Raw genomic sequence first — 3,726 nt, forward strand, 5'->3', positions numbered from 1 at the left:
GGTCTGGAACCACCTGATCCCATCCCGAACTCAGAAGTGAAACAGACCTGCGCCGATGGTAGTGTGGCATGGCCCATGCGAGAGTAGGTCATCGTCAGGTTCTTAATACCAAAACCCCCAGCGGCTTCGCCGTTGGGGGTTTTTTATTTCCGGTTCGGGAGAAGTGATATACTCCCTTCCAAAACCACACCAAAGTTTCTGACGGGAGCCCTGCCAATGGCCGCAACTGATCACTTGGTCATTTTCGATACTACCCTCCGTGACGGCGAACAAAGCCCGGGCGCGACCATGAACAAGGCGGAAAAGCTCCGCATTGCCAAGGCCCTTGAGAAACTGCGTGTTGACGTTATCGAGGCGGGCTTTGCAATCGCCAGTCAGGGCGACTTCGATGCCGTGAAGCAGATTGCCGAGAACATCAGGGAATCCAGGGTATGCAGTCTCGCCCGTGCTCTCGACAATGATATTGATCGCGCCGCAGAAGCGATCCGGCCGGCCGAGCGTGGCCGCATCCATACCTTCATTGCCACCTCTCCAATCCATATGAAGCACAAGCTGCAGATGGAGCCGGATCAGGTTGTGGAGCAGGCGGTGCGAGCGGTGAAACGGGCCCGCAGCCACGTGGATGACGTCGAGTTCTCCTGCGAGGATGCCGGGCGTTCCGAGCTGGATTTCCTGTGCCGCATTATCGAGGCGGCCATTGACGCCGGTGCCCGTACCATCAATATCCCCGATACCGTGGGTTACGCGATCCCGGAACAGTTTGGTGAAACCATCCATCAGATCATGAATCGGGTACCCAATGCCGACAAGGCGATTTTCTCGGTTCATTGCCATAACGACCTGGGCCTGGCAGTAGCCAACTCCCTGGCCGCCGTCACCCGCGGCGCACGGCAGGTGGAGTGCACCATCAACGGTCTCGGCGAGCGCGCAGGCAACGCCGCTCTTGAAGAGATCGTCATGGCGGTTCGTACCCGTCAGGACCTGTTCAATATCGATACCCGGATTGATACCCAGCACATCGTTCCTGCATCCCGACTGGTTTCCACCATTACCGGTTTCCCGGTTCAGCCCAACAAGGCCATCGTGGGTGCGAATGCCTTCGCCCATGAGTCCGGTATTCATCAGGACGGGGTCCTCAAGCACCGGGAAACCTATGAAATCATGCGCGCCCAGGACGTGGGCTGGCACACCAATAGCCTGGTGCTGGGCAAGCACTCCGGTCGCAACGCGTTCCGCACCCGGCTGCTGGAGCTGGGTATCCAGTTTGAGACCGAGACTGAGCTGAACGAGGCCTTCACCCGGTTCAAAGCCCTGGCCGACCTCAAGCATGAAATCTTCGATGAGGATTTGCAGGCCATTGCCACCGATACCCGCCAGAAGGACGAGGAAGGCCCCTATGGACTGGTCTGCATGCAGGTCTGCTCCGAGACCGGCGTGGTCCCGAAGGCCAGCCTGACCCTCACGGTGGACGACAAGGAGCACAGGGTGGAGGCCGAGGGCAGTGGACCCGTCGACGCCACCTTCAAGGCGATCGAGTCCCTGGTGGATTCCGGCTGCAACCTTCAGCTGTATTCGGTTAATGCCATTACCAGTGGTACGGATGCCCAGGGCGAGGTGACCGTACGCCTGGAGCGGGGCGGCCGGATCGTCAATGGTGTCGGTGCGGATACCGATATCATTATCGCCTCGGCCAAGGCCTACATCGAGGCGTTGAATCTGATCAGCCGGGGCGGTATCCGTCAGCATCCCCAGGTGGCGGATGTATAAGCCGCGGGTAGTGTGATGATCCATACCGAAGCCGAGCGTCAGTTCTACCTGGGAGTGGCCGGTGTACGTCTCTGGTACGCCCGGTCACCGCTGCCCGGTGCCGCCCCGAGCCCGGATTTTGAATTCCCGGAGGAAGTATCGCCTTCCCCTGAGGAAATCCCCGCTGCGACTGAGCCGAGAGCGCAAGTTGCCCCCGCGGTAACCAGGAAGCCTTCCGGGAAGAGTGCGAAGCCTGCCCGGGCAGTCAATCTCCAGTCGCTGATGGAGGCGTCAGCCCCGGAGTCTTCAGGTGCCACGGCAACACCGCCATCCGCCGGGCCTGAGCCAGAGGCCGAACAGGAAGCTGGCGCCGCGGCGAACGAACCCCGCCGGTCCGTCGATGAATCCCAGGCGGCACCGTTCCGGCAGAAGTTGAATCTCCGGTTGTGGGGCGGCAGACGGTTTGTGCTGGTATCAGATCTCTCCGGAGAGGCGAGTCTGCGCCTGCAGGAGACTTTGGCGGGCAATATCCTGAAGAGCGTTGGTGATCAGGAGGCCCGGGAACTCGGGCCGGTTCTGTGGCCGGTATTCAATAATCCGCTGATTCCGGGTAATCGTCTGGCGGATCTGGTCGATGTACTCAGGGGCGTGCTTGAGCCGGTGGAAGCCCAGCAGGTGATTCTCCTGGGCGTTCCGGATTCCGGCGATCAATCCGGGGCAGAGCACTGGTTTGCCCAGGCCCTCGGGCGCAAACCGGAACTGGTTTTCCCCCATACTTTGGCGGAACTTGCCGGGAACCCCGTGTTGAAGAAAAAACTCTGGCAGCTTCTCAAGCCGTTTGCCTGATGCCCATGAATAACCGACCAGCGTTCGTAAGTGCGGATGGGCCTGCTCTCGAGATTCGTGCTCTGTCCCATTCCGATCTTTCCCGGGTGCTGGAAATCGAACGCCAGGGCTATTCCCACCCCTGGAGCGAAGCGGTCTACCTGGACTGTTTCAAGGACAACTATCGTCTGTGGGCGCTTTGCAAAGAGGATTCCCTCATTGGATACGCGGTGGTGGCGTATCTGGTGGATGAGGCCCACTTGCTGAACCTCTGCGTGCACCCGGACAGCAGGGGTTGCGGCGCCGGGCGCTATCTGCTGGAGCACCTGGTGGAGAAGGCGAGGGAAGATGGCATGGTCCAGGTCCTGCTCGAGGTTCGGGTGACCAACCGTGCTGCCGAACAGCTCTATGTCAGCGCCGGTTTCGAGGAGATTGGCCGGCGCCCCGGCTACTATCCGGCTGCCCACGGCCGTGAAGATGCCAGGGTCATGACTCTCTCGCTGGGCAGTAAGTGATCACCACCTGTGCTGTTCACGGGGTGGGTGCTTACGGCTTATAATAACGGGTTTTCAAAATCCTCCGATTCCGAGCTCTTAGCAAACTATGTCGAATCTTTCCCAGGAAGTGGCCAAGCGCCGTACTTTTGCCATTATCTCCCACCCGGACGCCGGTAAGACCACCATCACCGAGAAGGTGCTGCTGTTCGGGCAGGCGCTCCAGAAAGCCGGTACGGTGAAGGGCAAGAAATCCGGTCAGCACGCCAAGTCCGACTGGATGGAGATGGAGAAAGAGCGGGGCATCTCGGTAACCACTTCCGTGATGCAGTTCCCGTATGGCGGCAAGCTGGTCAACCTTCTGGACACCCCGGGCCACGAGGACTTCTCGGAGGACACCTACCGCACCCTGACCGCCGTGGACTCCTGCCTCATGGTGATCGACAGTGCCAAGGGTGTCGAGGAGCGGACCATCAAGCTGATGGAAGTCACCCGGCTGCGGGATACTCCGATCCTCACCTTCATGAACAAGCTTGACCGCGAAACCCGTGATCCCGTGGAGTTGATGGATGAGGTGGAGGATGTCCTCAAAATCGCCTGTGCGCCGATCACCTGGCCCATTGGCATGGGCAAGAACTTCAAGGGCGTCTACCACCTTACC

4 protein-coding genes and 1 rRNA gene are annotated in these 3,726 nt (G+C 59.9%); all 5 read left to right on the forward strand.

What is annotated here, in order from left to right; genetic code table 11:
- Positions 1 to 100 (forward strand): 5S ribosomal RNA (gene rrf, locus ACESMW_RS18655); the annotation flags it as partial.
- Between the two features lie 116 nt (positions 101 to 216).
- Positions 217 to 1,767, forward strand: coding sequence for a 2-isopropylmalate synthase (locus ACESMW_RS18660; protein WP_372988463.1), 1,551 nt, complete (start codon positions 217 to 219; stop codon positions 1,765 to 1,767).
- Between the two features lie 15 nt (positions 1,768 to 1,782).
- On the forward strand, positions 1,783 to 2,592 hold the full coding sequence (locus ACESMW_RS18665; protein WP_372988464.1) for a 2-isopropylmalate synthase: 810 nt from the start codon (positions 1,783 to 1,785) through the stop codon (positions 2,590 to 2,592).
- A 5-nt stretch (positions 2,593 to 2,597) separates the two neighbouring features.
- The gene (gene rimI / locus ACESMW_RS18670) at positions 2,598 to 3,086 is read left to right on the forward strand and encodes a ribosomal protein S18-alanine N-acetyltransferase (protein WP_372988465.1); all 489 of its coding nucleotides are present in this window, start codon (positions 2,598 to 2,600) and stop codon (positions 3,084 to 3,086) included.
- Positions 3,087 to 3,174: 88 nt separating this feature from the next.
- A partial coding sequence (locus ACESMW_RS18675) for a GTP-binding protein (RefSeq protein WP_372988466.1) occupies positions 3,175 to 3,726 on the forward strand: 552 nt, incomplete at its 3' end.

Origin of the sequence: Marinobacter sp. (genome assembly GCF_041690455.1) — a bacterium.
Classification (GTDB): Bacteria; Pseudomonadota; Gammaproteobacteria; order Pseudomonadales; family Oleiphilaceae; genus Marinobacter.